Origin of the sequence: Acinetobacter sp. AS5, assembly GCF_048957595.1 — a bacterium.
Taxonomy (GTDB): domain Bacteria; phylum Pseudomonadota; class Gammaproteobacteria; order Pseudomonadales; family Moraxellaceae; genus Acinetobacter.
On sequence record NZ_JARDAL010000042.1, the window covers coordinates 1 to 23,609 of the forward strand.

25 protein-coding genes are annotated in these 23,609 nt (G+C 43.0%); 12 read left to right on the forward strand and 13 right to left on the reverse strand.

What is annotated here, in order from left to right; all coding sequences use genetic code 11:
* Positions 1-287: 287 nt before the first annotated feature.
* A complete protein-coding gene (locus PV763_RS13215; protein ID WP_191112125.1) occupies positions 288-509 on the forward strand; it encodes a hypothetical protein in 222 nt (73 codons plus the stop codon).
* 199 nt (positions 510-708) lie between these two features.
* Here the strand turns inward: PV763_RS13215 and PV763_RS13220 are convergent, their stop codons facing one another.
* On the reverse strand, positions 709-1,572 hold the full coding sequence (locus PV763_RS13220) for an alpha/beta fold hydrolase (protein ID WP_314137521.1): 864 nt from the start codon (positions 1,570-1,572) through the stop codon (positions 709-711).
* 118 nt (positions 1,573-1,690) lie between these two features.
* On the opposite strand from PV763_RS13220, the gene PV763_RS13225 reads away from it, so the two are divergent.
* Positions 1,691-2,149, forward strand: a complete 459-nt coding sequence (locus PV763_RS13225; RefSeq protein WP_253147504.1) for a hypothetical protein — start codon at positions 1,691-1,693, stop codon at positions 2,147-2,149.
* A gap of 113 nt (positions 2,150-2,262) precedes the next feature.
* On the opposite strand, the gene PV763_RS13230 is transcribed toward PV763_RS13225, so the two are convergent.
* Both PV763_RS13230 and brnQ read right to left on the reverse strand, forming a co-directional pair.
* A complete protein-coding gene (locus PV763_RS13230; protein ID WP_039901912.1) occupies positions 2,263-2,481 on the reverse strand; it encodes a hypothetical protein in 219 nt (72 codons plus the stop codon).
* 593 nt (positions 2,482-3,074) lie between these two features.
* Positions 3,075-4,361, reverse strand: coding sequence for a branched-chain amino acid transport system II carrier protein (gene brnQ, locus PV763_RS13235; RefSeq protein ID WP_420938006.1), 1,287 nt, complete (start codon positions 4,359-4,361; stop codon positions 3,075-3,077).
* A 350-nt stretch (positions 4,362-4,711) separates the two neighbouring features.
* On the opposite strand from brnQ, the gene map reads away from it, so the two are divergent.
* Positions 4,712-5,506, forward strand: coding sequence for a type I methionyl aminopeptidase (gene map / locus PV763_RS13240; RefSeq protein ID WP_420938007.1), 795 nt, complete (start codon positions 4,712-4,714; stop codon positions 5,504-5,506).
* Between the two features lie 249 nt (positions 5,507-5,755).
* On the opposite strand, the gene PV763_RS13245 is transcribed toward map, so the two are convergent.
* From PV763_RS13245 to PV763_RS13260, 4 genes are all read right to left on the reverse strand, one after another.
* A complete protein-coding gene (locus tag PV763_RS13245) occupies positions 5,756-6,655 on the reverse strand; it encodes a LysR substrate-binding domain-containing protein (RefSeq protein WP_420938008.1) in 900 nt (299 codons plus the stop codon).
* 85 nt (positions 6,656-6,740) lie between these two features.
* Positions 6,741-7,445: an SIR2 family NAD-dependent protein deacylase gene (locus tag PV763_RS13250; RefSeq protein WP_420938009.1), complete on the reverse strand. Its 705-nt coding sequence runs from the start codon at positions 7,443-7,445 to the stop codon at positions 6,741-6,743.
* 19 nt (positions 7,446-7,464) lie between these two features.
* The gene (locus tag PV763_RS13255) at positions 7,465-8,397 is read right to left on the reverse strand and encodes an alpha/beta fold hydrolase (protein WP_420938010.1); all 933 of its coding nucleotides are present in this window, start codon (positions 8,395-8,397) and stop codon (positions 7,465-7,467) included.
* A 14-nt stretch (positions 8,398-8,411) separates the two neighbouring features.
* On the reverse strand, positions 8,412-8,960 hold the full coding sequence (locus tag PV763_RS13260) for a PadR family transcriptional regulator (RefSeq protein WP_004645277.1): 549 nt from the start codon (positions 8,958-8,960) through the stop codon (positions 8,412-8,414).
* 166 nt (positions 8,961-9,126) lie between these two features.
* On the opposite strand from PV763_RS13260, the gene PV763_RS13265 reads away from it, so the two are divergent.
* The 3 genes from PV763_RS13265 to PV763_RS13275 all read left to right on the forward strand — a co-directional run bounded on the left by PV763_RS13265 (position 9,127) and on the right by PV763_RS13275 (position 12,932).
* Positions 9,127-11,151, forward strand: a complete 2,025-nt coding sequence (locus PV763_RS13265) for an FAD-dependent oxidoreductase (protein WP_420938011.1) — start codon at positions 9,127-9,129, stop codon at positions 11,149-11,151.
* A 187-nt stretch (positions 11,152-11,338) separates the two neighbouring features.
* Positions 11,339-11,749, forward strand: coding sequence for a nuclear transport factor 2 family protein (locus PV763_RS13270; RefSeq protein WP_420938012.1), 411 nt, complete (start codon positions 11,339-11,341; stop codon positions 11,747-11,749).
* A gap of 70 nt (positions 11,750-11,819) precedes the next feature.
* On the forward strand, positions 11,820-12,932 hold the full coding sequence (locus tag PV763_RS13275) for a YheT family hydrolase (RefSeq protein ID WP_420938013.1): 1,113 nt from the start codon (positions 11,820-11,822) through the stop codon (positions 12,930-12,932).
* A gap of 57 nt (positions 12,933-12,989) precedes the next feature.
* Here the strand turns inward: PV763_RS13275 and PV763_RS13280 are convergent, their stop codons facing one another.
* On the reverse strand, positions 12,990-13,412 hold the full coding sequence (locus tag PV763_RS13280) for a hypothetical protein (protein ID WP_373683213.1): 423 nt from the start codon (positions 13,410-13,412) through the stop codon (positions 12,990-12,992).
* 225 nt (positions 13,413-13,637) lie between these two features.
* Between PV763_RS13280 and PV763_RS13285 the strand changes: the two genes are divergently transcribed.
* The 6 genes from PV763_RS13285 to rodA all read left to right on the forward strand — a co-directional run bounded on the left by PV763_RS13285 (position 13,638) and on the right by rodA (position 19,851).
* Positions 13,638-15,278, forward strand: coding sequence for a CTP synthase (locus tag PV763_RS13285; RefSeq protein ID WP_005100051.1), 1,641 nt, complete (start codon positions 13,638-13,640; stop codon positions 15,276-15,278).
* 32 nt (positions 15,279-15,310) lie between these two features.
* A complete protein-coding gene (kdsA, locus tag PV763_RS13290) occupies positions 15,311-16,168 on the forward strand; it encodes a 3-deoxy-8-phosphooctulonate synthase (protein WP_004278721.1) in 858 nt (285 codons plus the stop codon).
* Positions 16,169-16,227: 59 nt separating this feature from the next.
* Positions 16,228-17,517 (forward strand): phosphopyruvate hydratase, encoded by a 1,290-nt coding sequence (eno, locus tag PV763_RS13295; RefSeq protein WP_005252066.1) that lies wholly within the window; start codon positions 16,228-16,230, stop codon positions 17,515-17,517.
* Positions 17,518-17,524: 7 nt separating this feature from the next.
* On the forward strand, positions 17,525-17,917 hold the full coding sequence (locus PV763_RS13300; protein WP_004645271.1) for a septum formation initiator family protein: 393 nt from the start codon (positions 17,525-17,527) through the stop codon (positions 17,915-17,917).
* Positions 17,886-18,599, forward strand: a complete 714-nt coding sequence (ispD, locus tag PV763_RS13305) for a 2-C-methyl-D-erythritol 4-phosphate cytidylyltransferase (protein ID WP_420938014.1) — start codon at positions 17,886-17,888, stop codon at positions 18,597-18,599. Before PV763_RS13300 ends, ispD begins: the two co-directional genes overlap by 32 nt.
* Before the next feature lie 112 nt (positions 18,600-18,711).
* The gene (rodA, locus tag PV763_RS13310) at positions 18,712-19,851 is read left to right on the forward strand and encodes a rod shape-determining protein RodA (protein ID WP_420938015.1); all 1,140 of its coding nucleotides are present in this window, start codon (positions 18,712-18,714) and stop codon (positions 19,849-19,851) included.
* A gap of 153 nt (positions 19,852-20,004) precedes the next feature.
* Here rodA and PV763_RS13315 read toward each other — a convergent pair whose 3' ends face one another.
* The 5 genes from PV763_RS13315 to cydP are packed head-to-tail and all read right to left on the reverse strand — an operon-like array spanning position 20,005 to position 23,357.
* The gene (locus PV763_RS13315) at positions 20,005-20,307 is read right to left on the reverse strand and encodes a cyd operon YbgE family protein (protein ID WP_071852073.1); all 303 of its coding nucleotides are present in this window, start codon (positions 20,305-20,307) and stop codon (positions 20,005-20,007) included.
* Positions 20,308-20,310: 3 nt separating this feature from the next.
* Positions 20,311-20,412, reverse strand: coding sequence for a cytochrome bd-I oxidase subunit CydX (gene cydX / locus PV763_RS13320; RefSeq protein WP_004278713.1), 102 nt, complete (start codon positions 20,410-20,412; stop codon positions 20,311-20,313).
* Between the two features lie 25 nt (positions 20,413-20,437).
* A complete protein-coding gene (gene cydB / locus PV763_RS13325) occupies positions 20,438-21,583 on the reverse strand; it encodes a cytochrome d ubiquinol oxidase subunit II (RefSeq protein ID WP_071320015.1) in 1,146 nt (381 codons plus the stop codon).
* The gene (locus PV763_RS13330) at positions 21,580-23,166 is read right to left on the reverse strand and encodes a cytochrome ubiquinol oxidase subunit I (RefSeq protein ID WP_005097088.1); all 1,587 of its coding nucleotides are present in this window, start codon (positions 23,164-23,166) and stop codon (positions 21,580-21,582) included. The genes cydB and PV763_RS13330 overlap by 4 nt, the downstream gene beginning before the upstream one ends.
* Positions 23,166-23,357, reverse strand: coding sequence for a cytochrome oxidase putative small subunit CydP (gene cydP, locus PV763_RS13335; RefSeq protein ID WP_004645265.1), 192 nt, complete (start codon positions 23,355-23,357; stop codon positions 23,166-23,168). Before cydP ends, PV763_RS13330 begins: the two co-directional genes overlap by 1 nt.
* Positions 23,358-23,609 lie beyond the last annotated feature (252 nt).

Below are 23,609 nucleotides of genomic sequence, written 5' to 3' on the forward strand. Positions count from 1 at the left end.
TGAACATCAAATTCAGCACTCAATTCAGCAAGTGTTTTTTCTGCTTTAATCGCAGCAAGTGCTACCTTAGCTTTAAAATCATTTGAATGATTTCTTCTTGGTCTACGTGCCATAAAATACTCCATATATTGATGTTTATAACATCATTTGAGGAGCAGAATATCACTTATAGGAGTTGTTCAAATTTACGGATCCATCTCTAATTTTTCTTGGTTACGCTTTACAGTATTTTCAATAAATCGTTTAATCACCACATATTTTAGTGATGTAAAAGTTGATCTAACCAAATGGCAAAACAATCTCGATTCCTCTGTATTGGTGGTTTCCTCAATGGAACCCAAGTCAAAGACCAAGGTGACAGTTTTATCTGTGTCGAAAAAGGCAAAAATGTCACTTATACCAAAAAGGAAATCTTCCATCCTGATTCATGGGATCACGACTATTATGTTTGTGAAACGACCACAGACAAACAGGCACGAAATTGGGTTTATGACATTGAGACAAAATAATATTTAATTCGATAAAGAAAGACATGGGTTGGCGTTATCGTCAGCCCATTTTTATATACGTTTTAAAATATTCAGACAATAAAAAGCCCCATGGTTAGGGGCTAGTCGTATATAGGTCAAGCCCATATACTGTAAGAGGCTCATCTCAAACTAAGCGTATTAGAACACAGCAGCCTGCAAATAACCATCTAAATCTGATTTAAACAGCCAATTGTTGCTCAATCACCGGCCATAAATTCTGATGCGATTTTTTAAACATCAGCATATGACCAATGGCCTTATAGGCATAACTTTTAGGTTTAAGTTCAATTATTTGGGTTTTTGCGTTTGGATATAAACGTAGTAAATCTTTCACATTGGCTTCGGTGGCAATCTCATCATCAGATGACCAGATTGCAGTCACAGGGCAGGTGATTTGAGCATGATAATCATGGGATGGTGCAATATTTTTACCAATCGCGTTGATTACATAACCCGGTTTACTACAGAACTGCGCCCATTCGCGAGCCACATCTTTAGGCAGGTTTTCACCCATGCCAATCGCTTGAGTCGGGCCATAACCTTTGGCGATGCGAGCCAGTGGGAAAATGACATTAAACATAACGGGCGCAAGTAATTTGGTTTTGCCTTTCAGTCCTTTTACATGTCCGGTAGAGCCAGAGACAGCCACCACTTTTGCGACTTTATCATAATTTGGCACAATACCTAAAAGCTGACCACCGGCACTATGTCCAAGTAGGATCACTTTTTCTGCATTTGTACGCGTTGATAAAGCATCAATCGCGGCCGGTATATCCAGTTGCCCCCATTGCACAATACTGGCTTTTGAATTTTTCAAATGGCCATGTAGTGAATCACCAATCCCGCGAAAATCAAAGACCATAACGGCATAGCCTTGAGCTTGTAACCACACACAAAACTGATGATAAAACTGTTTGGTAATGCCAGTTGCTGGACAGACTAATACTGGAAGTTTGTCAGTTTCAGAAATTGCTGCATAAAAACGTGCACTTAAGCGATAGCCATCTTGGCACTGGAGAGTCAATGTTTCAAATTCAGACATACGTTACACTATATTTTTTAGAATCCTGATGAAGCTTTTACTGTATAGATTTTTAGCAGGGTAGCTCGGGGAAAACATGACTTTAAAGTCAGTCAAATAATAAACATGGAATGATCTTATGCAGCTAATGGAACTTGAGCTGGCCGTTAAAATCGGCATTATTTTTAGTGGAATCTTCTTGTGGATCGGGATGTTCACCGGCGTTTGGAAATATTGGCAGATTCGTCAATCGCCTCAGTCACGTGCACATTATTATGTCGATATTGCCCATCGTAGCAGCCTGCTTTATGCACCTGCGACCTTAATTCTGGCAGTATTGGCCTATTGTTCAGTATTGCCGAGTATGGTGAATCTGATTTGCGTACTCATTAATATAATATTTTTCAGCTTCTCGATTGCCGCTTATATGTTGCATGGTTTCCTGCAAGATACGACGAATCAGTTTAAACAGCCGCATCAACTGGGTAAATTTCATTTGCCAGGAAGTTTGATGACTTTCGCCATGCTAGGTTTAATTGTCGCAGAATTGGGCGGGACGGGGATCTTGCTCTATGGGGCATTTGCGGGATTATTTTAATCTTCTTTTTATAGTTATTCTGAAAGGATGCTGGAATGATTGAAAGTTAAAACACTTTTTTCACCAGATGGATGACTGGCCAAATCATCCATCTGGGCCAATTTAAAATTTGATTATCGGTATTTCTGGTCTATGGCAGCCCATAGGAAAAATGCAGCTGAGACAATCAGTGCATAGCCAAAGTATTCAAGTTTTAAATTACCTTGAATTAGACAATGGACAGTTAAAGTCAGCATGAGTGCAAAAGTGGTGCATATAAATGTCACCAGATTGGTGTTGTTGGCTTTAAGAGCGTCAATGAAGACTTGCTTGTTGAAATGTGTTGATAACATCTCCATCCCTCCCATTTATTTATGTTATTGAAGATTAAAGCAGATTTAATCAGTCAGAATTGAATATATAGTTGTACTGTTTAATTTGGGCCTTTGCAACTGCCGTGGCAGGCTTTTACAGTCAAAATGGCCATCTTTAGTCGTATAATTACATAATCAATTGATTAGGCAAGAATTATATTTTCAGATTTCACCTCCAGCTAATTTTGGAAATAAGATATAGCCATCATTTAATTAATGCGACCAGATAGAAAATGCAAATTTTACGCCAAAGATATGTAGGGTTAATCAATACTTTGTAAGTCTGCGTATGACTCGGAAGGGAACTTGGTTTAAGTTGGCAACAATAAGTATCTAACATCGGAAAATCAAAAGTTCTGTTTATATTTATATAAAAAATGAAATAATTAAAGTGCGATCTTATTTATAGAAACGATTTTTTATAGAAAATCTTAGTATTAAGATTTACGGCGGTGATTTGATGTCATTATTAAGAAACAATAAATGTCCGTTTGGGTAAAACCTGACAATTATTGATCGCGCTCAAACCGGATTTTGGGTAAAAATACGATTTTTCAGACATCCTAGAAATTTTAGTTTCTAATACGGTCAATCACAGCTGTAATCAGCAATACAATCATGGACGGGATAAACCAGGCCAGATTCTGTTCTGATAGAGGTAAATTTTGCAGTAATGCAGGCAATTCAAAACCAGCAACTTTTAATCCGTCAAAAATACCAAAGATAAAGGCTACCAGGGTCACTGGTGCAATCACATGAGATGGTTTCTTGAAGAAGCTTGCACAGAAGCTCAGCATAATGACGCTAATGGCAGGCGGATAAATCGCGCTCAAGACTGGAACCGAAACAGCAATCAGTTTGGTTAAACCCAGATTTGAAATCACCAGTGAGAAGCCCACCAGAATGAATACAAAAATCTTGTACGGAATCTTGGTCAAGCTGGAGAAATACTCAGCGCAGGCACAGGTCAGACCAATTGCAGTCACCATACAGGCAATAAAAATCATGCCAGACAGGAAGTAAGCACCCATATCGCCAAAAGCATGTTGTACATATGCATGCAGGATAATGGCACCATTGGCTGCATTTGGGGCAATCTCATGGCTACCCAGTCCAAGTTTAAACAGACTTAAATACACCAGAGTTAAACCAATACCAGAGATAATGCCGGCATTGACCGCATATTTGGTAATCAGTTTTTTATCGGTTACGCCACGTGAAGTAATGGCTTTGACAATCACAATACCGAAAACTAAAGCGCCTAAAGTATCCATGGTTAAATAACCATTTACGAAGCCTTCAGTCACTGGACTGGTAACGTAATTATCGATCGCTGCAGGCGGATTGCTGGCAGGAATCATCACGGCTGCTACACCCAAAATGATCAAAGAAATAATTTTAAGTGGCGACAGGAAATAGCCGACGGTATCCAGAATCTTGTTGGGGTATAAAGACACGATGGTCACCACAGCAAAATAGATGATGCTGTAAATGAGCAGGCTGCCAGATTCATTGCCAAAGTAAGATGAAAAACCGATTTCATAAGAAACGGTTGCGGTACGTGGCGTCGCAAATAAAGGACCAACAGCTAAGTAACAGATTACAGTCAGCAAAATACTGGCTGCTTTGCCCAGAGGCGAGCTTAGTGCCTGAATGGAGCCTTCAACGCGAGACAACGCAATAATGGTAATCACGGGTAAGCCGACTGCTGTAATAAGGAAACCTAAAGCAGCGAGCCATACGTGTTCACCGGCTTGTTGAGCCACAATCGGTGGGAAGATAATGTTGCCCGCACCAATAAACAGTGCAAAGGTCATAAAACCTAGGGCGACAATATCCCGAGTATGCAGACTTGTCATAAAGGGAGATCAATAGAACAAAAGAAAGCGATTTTAGTGTATATGTCCAATTTTTTGGAGTTTATTTTAAGGCTGTAAGCCTTGATTCTAGTGAGTTTGTGGATCACATAACCGGTCATTCAAATCTTGGTAGAAATATATGTTTGATAATTCGCTGAAAAATATATTTTTCCTTATAAGCTCAAAAAATATCTGCACTTGATATCAAAATATGTCAGTTATTGTTTGTATAAATAAACAGCAGTGAAAATTCCTATTTCAAGGAAAATTGCTGTGCTGAAACTCAACAACTGCGACATATTTCGCAAAAAAGGGATTATAATTCAGGGATTCATAGTGAGGATAGGTATATGCGAGCTCCAGCGATTAGTCTTAAAACTGAGCAAGATGTTGAAAAACTGCGGATATCTGGGCGTTTGGCTGCAGAGGTTTTAGCGATGATCGGGGGACATGTCAAGCCAGGTGTCACGACTGAATATCTGGATGATCTCTGTCATGATTTTATTGTCAATACATTAAAAGTGACGCCAGCCAATATTGGCTATTATGGCTATACCAAAACCACCTGTATTTCACCGAATGAAGTGGTTTGTCATGGCATTCCATCATCAAAAGTCGTTCTGCAAGATGGCGATATTATCAATATTGATGTGGCCATTATTAAAGACGGTTATTTTGGTGATACCAGCCGGATGTACTATGTTGGAACACCATCTTCAGAAGCCAAGCGACTGGTCAATACCACTTATGAAGCCATGGTGGCCGGGATTCATGCGGTGAAGCCGGGCGCTACTCTGGGTGATATTGGTTATGCGATTCAAACGGTCGCACAGCGTGAAGGCTATTCCATTGTGCGTGAATATTGCGGTCATGGCATCGGCAAGGTCTATCACGAACAGCCAAACATTCTGCATTATGGTCAGCCAGGTCAGGGCATTAAACTGGTTTCGGGTATGGTGTTTACTATTGAGCCAATGGTGAATATGGGCAAAGCTCGCGTCAAAGAGCTGAAAGATGGCTGGACTGTGGTCACCACGGATAAATCCTGGTCTGCCCAATGGGAACATATGGTCTATGTCACCGAAACCGGGTTTGAAGTGTTGTCGCCTTGGCCAGAAGGCACAGGTGAGTATCCGGAGATTTAAAATATTGATTGAATGATCTTTATTAAGCTAATCCACTTACATAAATTACAACTCACTTGTGCTTGTTGACGAAAACATACAAAACACTACATTAAACAGTGGTTTAGGATTTTATATCTGATTAAACTAAGAGTCAGATACATAGGTTCCCTTTTTTTCGCTTACTATGCTGTAGTGAAAGTTTCTCTAGCTCATTTTTCCCCAAGAATGAGCTATTTTTTTGTCCAGTTTTTCTCAAAAGCGTATCACTTAGCGCTGATTTAATTCAGCAACCAGATAATCAATAAAGACCCGTACTGCGGGCAATAAGCCGCGACGTGAAGGATAAACCGCATGAAAAATACCATGTGGTGCTTTCCAGTCAGGAAGTACTCGAACCAGTTCGCCACTTGCTACATACTGCCCGACCACATTATCTGGCAATAAAGTAATTCCTGAGCCTGACGCGGCCAGTTGTGCCAGCATATTTAAATCAGAACCCATGACGGTTGGACTGACACGGATTTTTTTCTGTTCCTGCTGTTCATTTTGTAAGGTCAGAAACTGTTCGGTATGGTCTTCGGCCATACTCAGGATTTTATGCTCAGCCAGTTGCTCAGGGTTTTTCAGTTCACCAAATTCGTTTAAATAACCCTGACTGGCGAATAAGTGCTGCTCAATTTTTTCAAACTGGCGAATCACCAGATTCGGATCATCATCCAGGCTGGAACGGACACGTAAGGCCAGATCAAAGCCTTCATTGATAATATCGACTCGGCGATTGGTGATCATCATCTGAACTTTAATTTCAGGATATTTTTTCAAAAAATCTGGCAGAATTTTTGCCAGTTCATTCTGGGCAATAGACACTGGTAAACTGACTTTAATGGTTCCACGCGGTTCGGTACTCAGATGGTCCACCAGATCATGCGCCGCCTGTGCAGCATTCAGCATGACTTGGGCATGCCGGTAAATATTCATGCCGATATCGGTGACGGCAAAATGACGCGAACTGCGCTGAATCAGACGTACACCCAGGCGCTCTTCCAGATTAAACACCCGACGGCTAAGTTTGGATTTGGGAATATCGGTTGCGCGTTCGGCAGCACTAAAACCGCCATGTTCCACCACCTGCGCGAAACAGTAAAAGTCATCCAGATCAGACAGCATGGTTTAATTCCATTCTTGCAACGATAAGCTGATTAAAAATTGATTGTTGCATGCTGTCAATCAGAGAATGTAGTGCATAAAGATTTTAATTCGCGGATTTAAGTAAACCTAGCAGTGTTTGCATGCCATCGGTCGCGCTCTGGGCGATCTTGTAAAATTGTGCAGGCAAATGCTGCTGCTCGGCTTTCGGGTCGATGTAATAGGCTTGGCAGCTCACAGGAATCTCATGAATTAACCCGGCGACCGGATAAACCTGTAAGCTGGTGCCAATTACCACGAAAATATCTGCATCCTGTACACAGTCTTGAGCTTCTTCATATGCGGGCACGGCTTCGCCAAACCAGACCACATGAGGACGCAGCGGATAGCCTGCCTTGCAAAAGTGTTGATTTAAATCGAGTTCAGAACCTTCAATTGAATAAAACTCGGTCGTGCTTTGTGCATCGGGGCCTGAGCTTTTGGCCAGACGAATATTGCCATGTAAATGAATCACCTTGGAGCTGCCGGCACGTTCATGCAAGTCATCAATATTCTGGGTAATCACATGCACATCAAACTCATCTTCAAGATCCGCAATCACTTGATGGGCTGCGTTTGGCTGTGCTTCCAGAATATTTTTACGACGTGCATTATAAAAGCGTTGTACCAGTTCTGGATTTTTGGCCCAAGCTTCAGGTGTCGCGACCTCTTCAATCCGGTATTGTTCCCAAAGTCCATCACTGTCGCGAAAAGTATGAATGCCACTTTCGGCGCTCATGCCTGCACCGGAAAAAGCCACCAACTTTTTCATTGTTCTATCTCCTGAATCTTTAGGCAGCTGAAGTGCTAGATTGTGAATTTTCATTTAAAAAGATGCCAAGTTCTCGGGCAAATTTTAGCGGTTCAGTCAGTAAAGGTGTATGGCCGGATTTGCTGAAAAGTATCTGTTTGGCCTGAGGCAGGCTTTCTGCAATCAGGCGCTGACCTTCAAAAGGATATAGCTTGGATTGTACGCCGCTAAAGAAAGTCACCGAACAGCTAAGCTGAGCTAGAGCTTCGCGGTAATCTTCACGATGATATAAATAATTGTTGATATACCAAGCCATATAATCCACCCGGCTGGAAGGCAATAACAGACTTTGCAGGCGCGGTTGATTTAGGATGAATTCGAAAGCTTTCAGACTATATTTTTGTTGATTTTGTAGCTGAATAAACTTTAGCCATAGGGCGGCAATTTGTTTACGGACAGAAACGTCAAGATCACGGATCAATTCAACTTGCTGATATTGCGTAAGTAGGACAGAGAGCTGCTGCAGGATGTCGATAAATTCCTGATAACGTGGACCAAAAAGACCAAAATCCCAGGCATCATCGACCGGAATTTTGGGAGTCTGATCAATGTGCAAATAAGCAGAAATCTGACTGGCAAAGTTGTCATAATGCATGCCGTGCATTGCGGTGGTTGCACCCATGGAATAGGCAATGACGATGACTTGATCTAATTCTAGCTGGGTCAGAACTGAACGCACATCCAGCCAGTGACTGGAAATTGCATCGAGATCTTGCGGAATTTTACAGCGACTGGAAGCCCCAAAGCCGCGCCATTCTGGAATAATGAAACAGAAATTTTTCTGATGCGGATAGAGAAAAGCTTTCCATTGCCAGCTCAGCATGCCAAGTCCAGAGAGTACCAGTACCGGCTGTCCCCGACCGTATTCGCGTACAAACAGCTGTTCACCATCGGGCATGCGATAAAAGGGCATGTGTGTCTCCGTATTTATAATTGTTGTGCGTCAAATTGTTGCAGTCGCGGAATAACCTGTTCCAGCCAGGAAATCCAACCCAGTTCCTGATCAATTCCCAGTTGCAGAATCATTTTATGAATATATAAGGTACGGTCAGTTTCGTCCGCTTGAGCAAAGTCCTTGGCAAAAATCTGCTGATAGGTTTTCAATTTCTCTTTATGCAGTTCCAGATGGCGTTCCAGCTCTGCCAAAGTGTTATTGCCACCAAGTTGGGCTTCGGCACGTAAACGTACCATCAGCTCTTCACGTAATTGTGCTGGTGGGCTCTGTTGCAACATCCAGTTGGCCAGTTCTTCGCGGCCCAGACGTTCTACCTGATAAGTCTTTTTGCGGCTATTCGAGTCTTCCTCTTCTATCGTCGAAATCCAGCCTTTTTGCAGCATGGCATTCAGCTCGCGATAAATCTGCTGATGAGTGGCATTCCAGAAGAAGCCCATGGAACGGTCAAAACGGCGAGCCAGTTCGATTCCGGTGCTAGGTTTTTCAATCAGGCTGGTCAATAAAACATGCGCTAAAGACATAAACGTCTCAAAAAAGTGACTCGGGATTATTATGCAACATGTTGCATAAAAATCAATTCTGGCATATAAATTAGTGCAACAAGTTGCATTAAACTGGAAAGATTGAGGGATCAAACTGCCAGTTGCTAAAACAATAGCCAGCCTAAACGCATGCTCAGGAGTTGAAATGTCTAAATATCCGAATTTACTTGCCCCATTGAACTTGGGTTTTACCACACTTAAAAACCGCGTATTAATGGGTTCCATGCACGTTGGTCTTGAAGAAGCACCCGGCGGATATGATCGGATGGCAGCTTTTTATGCAGAGCGCGCCAAAGGTGGAGTCGCTTTAATCGTCACCGGCGGGATTTCACCAAATGATCATGGCGTAACGTTTCATGGCGGTTCCAAACTTGACACCATTGAAGAAGCTGAAAAGCATAAGGTGATTACCCAGGCCGTACATGAAGCGGGCGGGAAAATTGCCATGCAGATTCTGCATACCGGACGTTATTCTTATCAGGCTGAAAATGTCGCGCCATCCCCAATTCAGGCACCGATCAATCCAGTCAAACCGCATGCTTTAACTTCGGCTGAGGTGCAGCAAACCATTGATGATTTTGCCAATTGTGCCAAGCTGGCTCAATACGCCGGTTATGACGGTGTAGAAATCATGGGCTCGGAAGGCTATCTGATTAACGAATTTATTGCAGCACGTACCAACCATCGTGATGATGAGTGGGGTGGAAGCTATGCAAACCGCATCCGTTTCCCGATTGAAATCGTACGCCGTACACGTGAAATGGTCGGTGAGAACTTTATCATTATTTATCGCCTATCTATGCTGGATCTGGTCGAAGGCGGTTCAACTCTGGAAGAAGTCATCCAGTTGGCCAAAGAAATTGAAAAAGCGGGTGCGACCATTATCAATACCGGCATTGGCTGGCATGAAGCCCGCATTCCGACCATTACCACGAAAGTGCCACGGGCGGCTTTCACTTGGGTGACGCGTAAGCTGAAAGGTCAGGTGAAGATTCCTTTAATCACTTCAAACCGTATCAATACCCCGGAAATGGCTGAGTATGTATTGGCATCTGGTGATGCTGATATGATTTCTATGGCTCGCCCAATGCTGGCTGATTCGGAGTTTGTCCTGAAAGCGGAGCAGGGTCGTAGCGATGAAATCAATACCTGTATCGGTTGTAATCAAGCCTGTCTGGATCATATTTTTTCAATGAAAATTGCCACCTGTCTGGTCAATCCACGTGCCTGCTATGAAACAGAGCTCATTTTTAAAGAAACCAATGTGGCAAAAAATATTGCCGTGATTGGTGCGGGTCCTGCAGGTTTAAGCTTTGCTGTGTATGCTGCAAATCGTGGTCATCAGGTGACGGTATTTGAAGCCGCTGCTCAGATTGGTGGACAGTTTAATATTGCCAAGACTATTCCAGGCAAGGAAGAGTTTTATGAAACCTTGCGTTATTTCAAACGCCAGATTGAATTACAGCCACGTATCAAATTGCAACTGAATCATAAGGCGAGTCTGGAAGAGCTGGCTCAGTCAAACTTTGATGACATTGTGGTGGCAACAGGCGTGACACCGCGTCAGCTTGAGATTCCAGGCATTGATCATGCAAAAGTATTGTCTTATCTGGACGTTTTGAAAGAACGTAAGCCAGTGGGTCAGCGAGTTGCCATTATTGGTGCAGGTGGTATTGGCTTTGATACAGCCGAATTCCTGAGCCATGAAGGGGAAAGTGGCAGTATCAATCCGGAAAAATTCTATGATGAATGGGGTATTGATACTGACTATGAAAATGTCGGTGGCTTAAAAGCTGCAAATGTAGAAAAACCGCAACGTGAAATTTATTTATTGCAACGTAAAGCTGCTTCAGTCGGCGCGAGTCTGGGTAAAACCACAGGCTGGATTCATCGTACCGGTTTAAAACACCGTGATGTAAAAATGATTGCGGGCGCCAATTATGAAAAAATTGATGATCAGGGCTTACATATCGTCGTGAATGACAAACCTGCAGTGCTGGAAGTCGATCACGTGATCATTTGTGCCGGTCAGGAATCTTATACCGCCATGTTTGATGAGCTAAAAGCAGCCGGGAAAAATGTGCATCTGATTGGTGGAGCGAAAGAAGCAGGTGAGCTGGATGCCAAACGTGCCATCCGTCAGGGTGCTGAATTGGCGGCGGTGATCTGAAAATATTAAAACCTGCTTTTCCCCCTCTCCTTTATTAAAGGAGAGGGTTAGGGAGAGGATTTGTAAGAAAGAATCCCCCCTTGCGAAGCAGTACTTCTCACCTTTAATAAAAGGGGGAATTCTGTCAATTAAAAGAAAGAAGTATTTAAGCTTTTATTAAAAAATATCAAAAAAGAAGGAATCCAAAATGACCATCGAAAATACCAGAAAATCCATTTCACGCTGGCATGAGATGCTAGAAAGCCGTGATATGTCGATCTTGAATGAGCTGCTTGCTGAAGAAGTGGTATTTCGTTCGCCTGTGGCTTTTCAACCTTATCCTGGAAAACAGGTGGTATTTTTTATTTTGACCAATGTCATTCAAGTCTTTGAAAACTTCACCTATCACCGTGAATTTATAAGTGAAGATGGTAACAATGTCGTACTTGAGTTTTCTGCCAATGTGGGCGATAAAAAACTAAAGGGAGTTGACATGATTCAGTTTAATGAAGAGGGTCAGATGATTGATTTTGAAGTCATGATCCGACCTAAGTCCGGACTTGAAGCCTTGGCTGTACAGATGGGCCAGCGGATGCAATCATTCCAAGCTAAAACTTAATTCGAACTATTGATTCAAGTCGGCATGAAATTTGTAAATCACAGCTAGTACAACTAGAGGGGGATGACAGATGAAAATGTTGCTTAAAAAATTGGGTCAGCTTTCCAGTGAATATCTGGATCGTTTCAGCGGAGCAGACGAGCCGACCCTGTATTACAATCCGAATGGTGTATTTTCAGGACTCATTGAGCGCTTACCGCAGCTGCAACAAAAATATCGTCCTACGCCGTGGTTAGCCAATGCACACGCACATATTCTGTATTTCGATTTGATTAAAAAACACACCATTAAACTGAAATATGATGCGCTTGAACAGCTAAAAATGTCAGATGGTGGAATTACCGGTATTGCCTGGTATGGACTGGATCTTCCGGCAAGTACGCCAACCATTGTCTTACTCCATACTATTACCGGTTCTCCTGAATCAATGCGTGAACTGGTTCGTGATCTGCATAAATATACGGGTTGGCGTGTGGCATTGTGTTTACGCCGTGGTCATGCAGACTTACCCATGCCTGTGCCTAAAATGAACCTGTTTGGTTCAACTCAGGATTTGCGTGAACAACTCTTGTATATACAGGACAGATTTCCTCAGTCCGATCTCTATGGGGTTGGCTCTTCTGCGGGTACGGGATTGTTAGTGCGTTATCTGGGCGAAGAGGGTGAACAAACCCCATTAAAAGCAGCTTTTGCTTTATGTCCTGGCTATAACACTGAAACTGGTTTTGCCAATGTGCATCCGTTTTACAGTAAAGTTATGGCCAAAAAACTGATTAAGCGCTTTATTCATCCTTATCAGGAAACCTGGCAGGTCTGCCCAAGCTGGAAACAGTTATTAGAAGTTAAAGATCTGTCCGAATTTGAAAAACTCTATTTTGAACTGGCTGGATTTACGGATTATGCCAGTTATACCCAGGCAACCAATCCGATTTATGTATTTGAAAGTATCAAAATTCCGCTGATGATTTTAAATGCGGAGGATGATCCGGTGTGTCACATCCGAAATTTAGAACCTTATAAAGAAAAAATTCGGGCGATGTCCAATATTATGGTGATTACCACCAAAAAAGGCAGTCATTGCGGCTTTTATCAGGGCTTGATGCAAACCGAATCTTGGGCTACCCGACTAATGGCAGATTATTTGATTCACTTATCTCGTGCACCGGCAACAGTATCTGCTTAAAAAGTTCCAATAAAAAACCCAGCATCTGCTGGGTTTTTTTGATGAATGATCCTGTAATCAGTCAAGTGCTGGCATCGCTGCGGCAATCGCGTCAGCAACCGCATCATCTTCAGACTTGTTTTCTGGATTTGAATTGGTTTTAGGGGTGGTCTCAGCAGGCTTTGACGCAGGTTCTTCGCGGGTTTCAGGCACTGGTGCCGGCTCAGTTGTTTCTGGCTTTTTGATTTCACGACGGATTTCGGTCGTGGTGTTTTCAGTTTGCTCACGTTGAATTTCAACCGTTGGCGCTACTTCCTCTTCAATTGCCGCTGGCTCTACAGGTTCAAGCGGTTCAAATTGCGTTGGTTCTGGAGTCGAGATTTCAGATGCTGGAGTAACTTCTACTTGCTCTTCTTCTTTTGGTGCTTCTTTTTTTACACACGCAGTTAATGTCAGACCAGTCAGGATTAGGGTGGAGATTAAAAGTTTCTTCATCATCATTGCATCAAACATAAAAGTGTGGAGGGGATACACCATTATAGCAGCAAAATGCAAGATAGAAATCATATGAACTTACTGTAATTTTTTATAGGAATTGCTGTTAGAATAGTCAATTGTTTATTGTTCTTTGAATTGATGCGGATTGACTTTGCTTTCTAGGTACAAGGTAAAGTAAAATTGCGCAACATTGCAGGCCGATTTAGGCTCGATTGTACGAGAAACCCAATGACCCATTTTATTTTCGTTACTGGTGGTGTAGTTTCATCACTAGGTAAAGGTATTTCAGCTGCTTCTGTTGCTGCACTTTTAGAAGCTCGTGGTTTAAAAGTGACCATGGTAAAAATGGATCCATACATTAATGTCGATCCAGGGACAATGAGCCCATTCCAGCATGGTGAAGTTTTTGTTACAGAAGATGGTGCTGAAACAGACTTAGACTTGGGTTACTACGAACGTTTCTTGCGTCGTGCGAAAATGACCAAATTGAATAACTTCACATCAGGCCGTGTTTACCAGGATGTTCTAAATAAAGAACGCCGTGGCGACTACCTGGGTGGTACTGTGCAAGTTATTCCACACATTACTGACAATATCAAAGAGCGTGTACTTCGTGCAGGCGAAGGTTATGACGTTGCGATCGTAGAGATCGGCGGTACTGTAGGTGACATTGAATCTCTCCCATTCATGGAATCTGTACGTCAGTTAATGGTTGAACTTGGTCATAAACGTACCATGTTAATGCACTTAACGTTACTCCCATACATTAAGTCTGCAGCAGAATTAAAAACCAAACCAACACAGCATTCTGTTAAAGAACTCCTGTCGATTGGTATTCAGCCAGACATTCTCATCTGCCGTACAGAATACGATGTAGATGCAGATACGACGCGTAAGATTGCATTATTTACCAACGTTGAAGCACGTGCCGTTGTGGTATGTAAAGACGCACGTTCGATCTACCAGATTCCACGTACATTCTACGAACAAAATGTTGACGATTTAATCTGTGAACGTTTTGGTTATAACGATCTTCCTGAAGCTGATTTAACAGATTGGGATAACGTTGTAGAAGCACTACTGAACCCTGAATACACCGTACGTGTAGCAATGGTTGGTAAATACGTTGAACTTCCAGATGCTTACAAATCTGTCAACGAAGCACTTCTACATGCGGGTATTCAAAACCGTGTGAAAGTTCAGATTGACTACGTAAACGCTGAAGAGCTTGAAAGCCAAGATGTAGCAGAAGTATTGAAAGATGCTGATGCGATTCTGGTTCCTGGCGGTTTTGGTGAGCGCGGTACTGAAGGCAAAATGAAGGCGATTCAGTTCGCACGTGAGAACGGTGTGCCGTTCCTCGGTATTTGCTTGGGTATGCAGTTGGCTGTGATCGAATACGCACGTAATGTTGCTGGTATTGCAGATGCGACTTCGACTGAATTTAACCGTTCAACGAAATCTCCATTGATTGGTTTAATTACTGAATGGTTAGATGAGCGTGGTGAAGTTCAGCAACGTTCTGCTGATTCTGATCTGGGTGGTACGATGCGTCTTGGCGCGCAAAAATCTGAACTGGTTGCAGGGACTAAAACTGCAGAAGTTTATGGTTCTGAAGAAATCATCGAGCGCCATCGTCACCGTTACGAGATGAACAACCGTTATATCCCAGTGCTAGAAGAAAAAGGCATGAAGATTTCGGGTTATTCTCCGGTACAGCATCTGGTAGAAACTGTTGAAATTCCTGCACATCCTTGGTTTATTGCAGTACAATTCCACCCGGAATTTACCAGCTCGCCACGTGATGGTCACCCATTGTTTGCCGGTTTCATTGATGCTGCGAAAAAGCAGTACCAAAAAACCAAATAATCGGTACGTAGGACACAACTAGGGAAGTTTAAATGTCGCAATTAAAACCACAAGAAATTGTACGTTTGGGCGATATACAAATGGCAAATCATTTGCCATTTGTATTATTCGGCGGAATGAATGTACTTGAATCTAAAGACCTGGCTTTTGAAATCGCAGAGACTTATGTTGATATCTGTACACGTTTGGGTATTCCATATGTGTTCAAAGCCAGCTTTGATAAAGCCAACCGTTCAAGCCTGAACTCTTTCCGTGGCCCAGGCCTGGAAAAAGGTCTCGAGTGGTTAGCTGACATTAAAAAACATTTTAATGTGCCAATCATCACTGATGTACATGAGCCGTACCAAGCGGCTCCTGTGGCGGAAGTGGCAGACATTATTCAATTGCCAGCCTTCTTGAGCCGTCAGACGGATCTGGTTGAAGCCATGGCAAAAACCGATGCCATCATCAACATCAAAAAAGCCCAGTTCCTTGCTCCACATGAAATGCGTCATATTCTGCATAAGTGTCTGGAAGCTGGAAATGACAAGCTGATTATTTGTGAACGTGGTTCGGCATTTGGCTATAACAATCTGGTTGTAGACATGCTGGGCTTCGACATCATGAAAGAGATGAATGTCCCGGTGTTCTTTGATGTAACCCATGCCTTACAAACCCCAGGCGGCCGCGCAGATTCTGCCGGTGGTCGTCGTGCGCAAATTACAACGCTTGCGCGTGCGGGTATGGCAACGGGTCTTGCTGGCTTGTTCCTGGAAGCACATCCAGATCCGGAAAAAGCCAAGTGTGATGGTCCATGTGCGCTGCGCATGTCTCAACTTGAGCCTTTCCTGGCACAGCTAAAAGAATTGGATACCTTGGTTAAAGGTTTCGAAAAGTTAGATACACACTGAGTTTATCACTCTTGCGCTGCCGTATAGGCAGCTCATATTAATCAACTGAGGAATAGTTCATGAGCCAAATCGTTGACATTCGTGCACGTGAAATTTTGGACTCTCGTGGTAACCCTACCATCGAAGCAGACGTAATCTTAGCATCTGGCGTAGTTGGCCGTGCATGTGCACCATCTGGTGCTTCAACTGGTTCTCGTGAAGCTTTAGAACTTCGTGATGGCGATAAAGCGCGTTACTTAGGTAAAGGCGTTAAAACTGCGGTAAATAACGTCAATACGTTAATCCGTGACGCTTTGGTCGGTAAATCAGTATTCGAACAAAAAGACATCGATAACACGATGATCGCGTTGGACGGTACTGAAAACAAAGAAAAATTAGGTGCAAACGCAACTTTGGCAGTGTCTTTGGCTGCTGCGCGCGCTGCTGCTGAAGAAAAGAAAACTCCTCTTTTTCAATACATCGCAGATCTTCGCGGTCAAACGATTTTAACCATGCCTGTACCAATGATGAACATCATCAATGGTGGTTCACATGCAGACAACAACGTCGATATTCAAGAGTTTATGATTGAGCCAGTAGGCTTCACTTCATTCTCTGAAGCGCTACGTGCCGGTGCTGAAATCTTCCATTCACTTAAATCAGTTTTAAACAAAAAAGGTTTAAACACTGCGGTAGGTGATGAAGGCGGTTTTGCACCGAACTTACGTTCAAACGAAGAAGCAATTACGGTTATTCTTGAAGCAATTGGTCAAACTGGCTACAAAGCAGGTTCTGACATCATGCTTGCGCTGGATTGTGCATCTTCAGAATTCTACAAAAATGGTCAGTACATTCTTGCGGGCGAAGGCAACAAAGCGTTCACAAGCAATCAGTTCTCTGACTATTTAGCAGGTCTTGTAAGCCAGTACCCAATTATCTCGATTGAAGATGGTCTGGACGAATCTGACTGGGAAGGCTGGTCTTACCTGACTTCTATTCTTGGCGACAAGATCCAGTTGGTTGGCGATGACTTATTCGTAACGAATCCTAAAATCCTGCAACGTGGTATCAACGAAAAAGTGGGTAACTCGATTCTGATCAAATACAACCAGATCGGTACCTTGACTGAAACTTTAGATGCCATCTATCTTGCGAAAGAAAATGGTTACTCTACGGTAATTTCACACCGTTCAGGCGAAACTGAAGATTCAACGATTGCTGATCTTGCAGTAGGTACAGCAGCGGGTCAAATCAAGACGGGTTCACTTTGCCGTTCTGACCGTGTAGCGAAATATAATCAATTACTTCGTATTGAAGAATTGACTAATGCTGCATATCGCGGTAAAGCTGAGTTCAAAGGTTTGAACTAAGCGACTTATGTCAATGTTAAATGTATTCGACTCGACTGCGAGTAAAGTACTGTTGGGCCTTGCGATCATTTTGATCGCAGGGTTTCAATATTTATACTGGTTTGGTGAAGGTGGTTATCATGATCATCAGCAACTGACCCAGAAAATCCAGCAACAGATGGAATTGAATGATGAGCTAAAAGAGCGTAATCGCGTTCTGGCAGCAGAAGTTTATGATTTGAAGAATGGTATTGAAGCCATCGAAGAACATGCGCGTTTAGATCTTGGTCTGATTAAGCCACGCGAAACTTTTATTCAAATGAGCACGATCAGTACTCAATATAAACCGATCTATCTTAATCCTAATTCTAAAGTAGACCTGCGAACCAATGAGTCAGCTGAAGCACCAACCACACCCTAAACTTTGGGCCATTCTTCCAGCTGCAGGTTCCGGTAGCCGTTTCTCCAAAACAGAACTGAAACAATATCAGATGATTCAAGAGCGAACTGTTCTTGAACATACGGTGGCTCGTCTGAATCAACTGCCTTTGACGGGTTATGTCCTAGCGATTGGTGAACAGGACAACGTCGCGAAAACACTGCCATTTTCCAGCCTGGAGAAAGCCCATTTTTGTCTGGGCGGTGAAGAACGGGTGAATTCCGTGTTAAATGCACTAAACTATTTATCTCAAATCGCTTCTGAAGATGACTGGGTGTTGGTCCATGATGCGGCACGTCCCTGTGTCAGTCATGATTGTCTGCAACAGTTGGTCAATACTGCGATTTCACAGGATCAGGCTGCGATTCTGGCGATCCCGGTGCGAGATACACTTAAGCGTGTAGTAACCAATTTTGATATTGAGGAAACAGTGGACCGATCGATGCTCTGGCAGGCACAAACACCACAAATGGCGAAACTGGGAGTCTTAAAGCGGGCGATTGAGCAGACTTTGCAGGATGGGGCTACGATTACCGATGAAGCCAGTGCACTGGAGCATATTGGTGAGTCAGTACAAGTAGTGCAAGGGCGTTCCGATAATATTAAAATTACCTATCCGGACGATCTGGAACTAGCCAAGCTGATTTTAAAGGCTCAGGCTTAAAAATATATTCAAATAATATTTAAATAAAAGCAGAATAAATCTGGCTATAGCGATCTATTCGCTATAGCTTTCACTTATAATTTTGCCATCATTCTTTTTCACCTTTTGGCCAATGATACCTTCACAGCAGTATCGGTTTTTACGTCACTCTTTGCGTGATGGACGTAGTATTAACCCGCAAGATTCATCTCGATGGACCAAGTTGCACCTTGATCCATGGTTATTGTGCTTTCTGGTTCTCAATGCAATTTTGGGTTTAATGGTGGTGTATAGCGCGACCTCCGAAGACTCTGGCATGGTGGTGCGTCAGGCGATCAGTTTCGGAATTGGTTTTGTGCTGCTGTTTATCTGTGCACAAATTCCACCGAAAGTCTATCAGGCGATTAGTCCATACCTGTATGCCTTCGGGATCTTCATGCTGCTTCTGGTCTTTGTCATTGGTGAAAAACGTTTAGGTGCAACGCGCTGGATTACCTTGCCGGGGGTGGGAAGCATGCAACCGAGTGAGGTGATGAAATTTGCCATGCCTTTGATGATGGCATGGTATTTTGCACGTAAGCCGTTTCCTCCCAAATTTTTGCATATTGTCGGGGCTTTGATTTTATTGGGCATACCATTTGTTTTGGTGGCACTTCAGCCTGACTTGAACATTGGCTTGGTGATTCCCGGTATTTTTGTTCTATTTTTAAGTGGGATGTCGTGGCGTCTGATTGGTGGTGCAGCCGCTGCAGTAGCCGTGGCAGCTCCGGCTGCATGGGTGTTTGTATTACAAGAGTATCAAAAAAAGCGTATTACTACGCTATTTGATCCGGAGTCGGATGCCTTGGGTGCAGGCTGGAATATTATCCAGTCCAAAATTGCGATTGGTTCAGGTGGTTCCACGGGTAAAGGCTATACTGAAGGTACGCAATCACATTTAGGTTATCTTCCTGAACATCATACTGACTTTATTATGTCGACTTATGCCGAAGAATTCGGTTTTATCGGTGTTTTCCTACTGTTTAGTTTATTCACTGCCATTATTATTCGCTGTTTGATGATTGGTTTAAACAGCTTTCATAACTTTGGCCGTTTATATGCTGGAGCCATGGGGCTGACTTTCTTCTTCTTTGTATTTTTAAACTCCGGCATGGTGAGCGGGATTTTACCTGTAACGGGAGATCCATTGCCGCTAATGAGTTATGGTGGAACAGCAGTAATTTCTATGCTGGCCGGGATGGGCATTGTGATGTCGATTCATACCCATCGATAAATTATTCTAAAAGTCAGACTGGTTCCGGCTTTTTATACACTTAAAATAAGTTGTCTTAGAAATCCTGTTTTGGCCAGAAGAAAAAGAAGAATATTTTAGAATTCATATTAAATTAAAAAAGCCCTCAAATGAGGGCTTTTTTAATTTAATACTTTAACTGAGAAACCAGGTGTAATAGCCCCAGATCATTAAAGGCCAAGTTAAAAATGGACTAAATAGCCATTTCCAGAACCAGTGGCGCGGCACAAAGCCCACACCATGGACAAAGCCTCCAGAAATACCAATCATGATATACATCATGGCACTATGGCTATATTCACCGTTGGCATCCAGCATTGCAGAAGGATGAACCAATAACACGGCTGCGAGAGGAAAAGCCAATAGGCAGGAAATCATCATCGCAAATTTGTTTGGTTTCTTGTCTACAACGGTTTTCTCAAGCGCAGCTTCGGTCATGTTTTATTCCTCATCCAGATCTTGGTGTTGTTCCATGTAAATGGCAGCAATCACACTGGCAAAACATGCCATCAGTACACCCAGAATCCAGGCAAAATACCACATAGTTGTCTCTCCTTAAGACATAGCCTTAGTACAGGCTATGTGAATTATCTTCAATGTGTTTGTTGGTAATCACGCCCCACATCTTGTAATAACACCAGGTGGTATAGATCAGGATCAGTGGAACAAAGATACATGCAGCAACGGTCATGACTGTTAAGGTATTTTTACTAGATACCGCATCCCACATGGTCAGACTTGCAACCGGGTTAATGCTTGAAGGCATCAGGAAAGGAAACAGGGCAAAACCAGCAGTCAGGATGGCACCGATGACAGCCAGAGATGAACCCAGGAAGCTCAAGCCTGCTTTGTTTTTACTAGCTGCCAAGACAATGATCAAGCCACCCAAAATGCCGGCAATTGGAGCAGCCATTGTGATTGGATACGTCGAGTAGTTATTCATCCAGCCTGGATTGGCATTGGTCAATACTTCTTTGGCCAGCGGGTTGGCAACACCATTGGTATCAAAAGGTGTAACTAAGGTATAGCCCTGAATGCCACCAAAATACAACCATGCACCGGCTGCCAGGAAAGTTGCTAAATACACTAGTCCCATGATTTGTGTTGCTTTGGCAGAACGTTGGCGTAGGTCACCATCAGTACGCAGCATTAACCATGCACCACCATGTGCACACAGCATCGATAAACTGACCAGACCACAGACAATCGCAAACGGATTCAGCAGGGCAAAGAAGCTACCAGTATAAGTAGAACGTACAGTTTCATCTAAAGTAAATGGTACACCCAAGAACATGTTGCCGAATGCCACACCGAAGACCAATGCAGGAACTGCACCACCAATCGCTAGACCCCAGTCCCATGAATTGCGCCATTTGGTATTTTCCAGTTTTGAGCGATAGTCAAAACCGACCGGACGCAGGAACAGGGCAAACAGTACCAGCAACAGTGCCCAGTACATGCCAGAGAAGGCGGTTGCATAGACCATTGGCCAGGCAGCGAACAAAGCACCGCCGGCAGTAATAAACCAGACTTGGTTACCGTCCCAATGCGGGGCAATGGTATTGATCGCTGCACGGCGCTCGCTATCATTTTTGCCCACAAATGGCATGATCGCCATGGAGCCCATATCGAAGCCATCGGTGAGGGCAAAGCCAATCAGCAATACGCCGACCAGCACCCACCAAATGATTTTTAATAATTCATATTCGATCATGCGTGAGTCTCCTCATTTGCCTTCTCTGCAGCTGCAAGCTTTTCAAAATGGTATTTACCGGTATGCAGTGAGCTTGGGCCAAGACGTGAGAACTTGATCATCAGATACATCTCGATAATCAGTAACACGGTATAGAATGCTGCCAATGCGAGGATTGAACCCCAGACATCACCTGTGCTTAAGCTTGATGCTGAAAGATGCGTCGGTAATACCTCACCAATAGTCCATGGTTGACGACCTACTTCTGCTACATACCAGCCAGTTTGCGCAGCAACCCAAGGTAAAGGCAGTGCAAATAATGCAAATTTCAATAACCATGGTTTATTTTCTGCATTACGTTTTGCTACCGCAAAAGTTGCCAGTGCAAATAGAAGCAGCATCAGGAAGCCGGAAGCCACCATGGCACGGAAGGCCCAGAACAGGCTTGGTACGTGTGGAATGGTATCTTTAGCGGCTGCTTTGATTTGCTCTTCAGAGGCATCAACGACATTTGGCGTGTATTTCTTCAGCAGCAGACCGTAACCGAGGTCTTTTTGGCTTTCTTCAAAAGCGGTTTTCAGTTCTGGAGACTGATCACCAGCACGTAATTTTTCCAGTTGCGAATAGGCCACCATACCATTACGGATACGCGCTTCATGCTGAACCAGCAGGTCCTTAATACCTGTAACTTGTTCAGTCGTAGAACGTGTAGCAATCAGACCCATTACATAAGGAATTTTCACTGCATAATCTGTAGTCATGGTTTCCTTATTCGGGATACCGAACAAAGTAAATGGCGCAGGTGCAGGGTGAGTATCCCATTCTGCTTCAATCGCTGCCAGTTTGGTTTTCTGTACATCGCCCAGCTCATACCCTGATTCATCACCTAGTAAAATCACTGAAAGTGTAGAAGCAAGCCCGAAGATGGCTGCAATGGCAAAAGAACGGCGTGCAAAAGGCAAGTCACGTTTTTTCAGCATGTAGTAACTTGAAATAGCCAGGACGAAGATGGCACCTGTGACATAACCGGCAGATACTGTATGCACAAATTTAACCTGAGCGACCGGGTTAAAGATCAATGCAGCAAAGTCCACCATTTCCATACGCATGGTTTCATAGTTAAATGCCGAACCGACCGGGTTTTGCATCCAGCCATTGGCGACCAGAATCCAGAGTGCGGACATGTTCGAGCCTAAAGCCACCAGCCAGGTCACTGCCAGATGTTGTACTTTGGACAGGCGATCCCAACCAAAGAAGAACAAGCCAATAAAGGTCGATTCAAGGAAGAAGGCCATCAAACCTTCAATCGCCAGCGGTGCACCGAAAATATCACCGACATAATGCGAGTAATACGCCCAGTTGGTTCCGAACTGGAACTCCATGGTCAGGCCGGTGGTTACCCCTAAGGCAAAGTTAATACCAAACAGTTTTCCCCAGAACTTGGTCATGTCTTTATAGATTTCTTTGCCGGAAATCACATAGGTGGTTTCCATAATGGCAAGCAAAAAAGCCAAGCCTAAAGTCAGTGGAACAAAAATAAAGTGATACATCGCGGTCATGGCGAACTGGAACCGCGAGAGATCGACCACGCTTTCAGAAATCATCAACGTGTCTCCTGGATTTGGGAAGGATTGCCGGCGATACGCTCGGCGACTTGGTTGTCAAAATTTTTAGGAATCGTAGGCGCATCAAACCAGATATTTTTAATTATCATGAGTAAAATAACCTTGATAATTAAAATGGCAGTTATTTCTCTAACCACTCTCTGGTTTAGATTTTTGGGAACTAAGCTCATTCGACTAAGCCTGTTATATGACTTGTTATATATTATTAATCTATTGTAACTAAAAAATAAATAGACGATACAGTTTAAATAAATATATATTTATAAGTATTTGAAAATAATAAATATATATTTATATGAGTTAAAATTTATTCTAAATATTTTTTATTATTTTATGTAATTTTATTGGTTTTTAAATCCGACTAAAATGCTTATATTTATATATTTTAATGTAGATTATTTTGGTTGGCTTAATATTTTTTC

Excerpts from the sequence above, each read along its gene's own strand:
- PV763_RS13270 (WP_420938012.1), top strand. The coding sequence starts at position 11,339 with ATGACCATCGAAAATACCAGAAAATCCATTTCACGCTGGCATGAGATG.
- cydB (WP_071320015.1), bottom strand. The coding sequence starts at position 21,583 with ATGATCGAATATGAATTATTAAAAATCATTTGGTGGGTGCTGGTCGGC.
- PV763_RS13230 (WP_039901912.1), bottom strand. The coding sequence starts at position 2,481 with ATGTTATCAACACATTTCAACAAGCAAGTCTTCATTGACGCTCTTAAA.
- cydX (WP_004278713.1), bottom strand. The coding sequence starts at position 20,412 with ATGTGGTATTTTGCCTGGATTCTGGGTGTACTGATGGCATGTTTTGCC.
- PV763_RS13250 (WP_420938009.1), bottom strand. The coding sequence starts at position 7,445 with ATGAAAAAGTTGGTGGCTTTTTCCGGTGCAGGCATGAGCGCCGAAAGT.
- PV763_RS13330 (WP_005097088.1), bottom strand. The coding sequence starts at position 23,166 with ATGATTTCTGAAAGCGTGGTCGATCTCTCGCGGTTCCAGTTCGCCATG.
- PV763_RS13300 (WP_004645271.1), top strand. The coding sequence starts at position 17,525 with ATGTCAATGTTAAATGTATTCGACTCGACTGCGAGTAAAGTACTGTTG.
- kdsA (WP_004278721.1), top strand. The coding sequence starts at position 15,311 with ATGTCGCAATTAAAACCACAAGAAATTGTACGTTTGGGCGATATACAA.
- PV763_RS13225 (WP_253147504.1), top strand. The coding sequence starts at position 1,691 with ATGCAGCTAATGGAACTTGAGCTGGCCGTTAAAATCGGCATTATTTTT.
- PV763_RS13280 (WP_373683213.1), bottom strand. The coding sequence starts at position 13,412 with ATGATGATGAAGAAACTTTTAATCTCCACCCTAATCCTGACTGGTCTG.
- PV763_RS13260 (WP_004645277.1), bottom strand. The coding sequence starts at position 8,960 with ATGTCTTTAGCGCATGTTTTATTGACCAGCCTGATTGAAAAACCTAGC.
- PV763_RS13220 (WP_314137521.1), bottom strand. The coding sequence starts at position 1,572 with ATGTCTGAATTTGAAACATTGACTCTCCAGTGCCAAGATGGCTATCGC.
- brnQ (WP_420938006.1), bottom strand. The coding sequence starts at position 4,361 with ATGACAAGTCTGCATACTCGGGATATTGTCGCCCTAGGTTTTATGACC.
- map (WP_420938007.1), top strand. The coding sequence starts at position 4,712 with ATGCGAGCTCCAGCGATTAGTCTTAAAACTGAGCAAGATGTTGAAAAA.
- PV763_RS13245 (WP_420938008.1), bottom strand. The coding sequence starts at position 6,655 with ATGCTGTCTGATCTGGATGACTTTTACTGTTTCGCGCAGGTGGTGGAA.
- eno (WP_005252066.1), top strand. The coding sequence starts at position 16,228 with ATGAGCCAAATCGTTGACATTCGTGCACGTGAAATTTTGGACTCTCGT.
- PV763_RS13285 (WP_005100051.1), top strand. The coding sequence starts at position 13,638 with ATGACCCATTTTATTTTCGTTACTGGTGGTGTAGTTTCATCACTAGGT.
- PV763_RS13275 (WP_420938013.1), top strand. The coding sequence starts at position 11,820 with ATGAAAATGTTGCTTAAAAAATTGGGTCAGCTTTCCAGTGAATATCTG.
- cydP (WP_004645265.1), bottom strand. The coding sequence starts at position 23,357 with ATGAGCTTAGTTCCCAAAAATCTAAACCAGAGAGTGGTTAGAGAAATA.
- PV763_RS13315 (WP_071852073.1), bottom strand. The coding sequence starts at position 20,307 with ATGACCGAAGCTGCGCTTGAGAAAACCGTTGTAGACAAGAAACCAAAC.
- PV763_RS13265 (WP_420938011.1), top strand. The coding sequence starts at position 9,127 with ATGTCTAAATATCCGAATTTACTTGCCCCATTGAACTTGGGTTTTACC.
- PV763_RS13215 (WP_191112125.1), top strand. The coding sequence starts at position 288 with ATGGCAAAACAATCTCGATTCCTCTGTATTGGTGGTTTCCTCAATGGA.
- PV763_RS13255 (WP_420938010.1), bottom strand. The coding sequence starts at position 8,397 with ATGCCCTTTTATCGCATGCCCGATGGTGAACAGCTGTTTGTACGCGAA.
- ispD (WP_420938014.1), top strand. The coding sequence starts at position 17,886 with ATGAGTCAGCTGAAGCACCAACCACACCCTAAACTTTGGGCCATTCTT.
- rodA (WP_420938015.1), top strand. The coding sequence starts at position 18,712 with ATGATACCTTCACAGCAGTATCGGTTTTTACGTCACTCTTTGCGTGAT.